Source organism: Bacillus sp. SIMBA_008 (genome assembly GCF_046535495.1).
In the GTDB taxonomy this organism is placed as follows: Bacteria; Bacillota; Bacilli; order Bacillales; family Bacillaceae; genus Bacillus; species Bacillus subtilis.
Genome location: NZ_JAWRWL010001163.1, coordinates 1 through 240 on the forward strand (window position 1 = coordinate 1; position 240 = coordinate 240).

Annotated in this window: 1 pseudogene; it reads right to left on the reverse strand. The window is 64.6% G+C overall.

What is annotated here, in order from left to right:
• Positions 1 to 240 (reverse strand): annotated as a pseudogene (locus SB658_RS27100) (extracellular solute-binding protein); the annotation flags it as partial.

The following is a 240-nucleotide window of genomic DNA, read 5'->3' on the forward strand; positions in this document are numbered from 1 at the left end:
TTCAGCCAGTCGGCGCGAACCATGACGGAGGTGCGCATCGTGTCGCGTGCGCGGAAGATGCCGTAGACCTTGCCGTTGATGCTCGATGCCTCCTGAACCTCCGGGAGGGTGGTGGCGAGGTTCGGGTAGTCCGCGAGGTAATCGGTGAGCTCCCAGAAAGCGCCCGCTTCGGCGTTCTTGACGAATCCGGGCGACTTCCCCTGGACGACCATCACGTGGGGGACATTGTCGCCCGCGAGG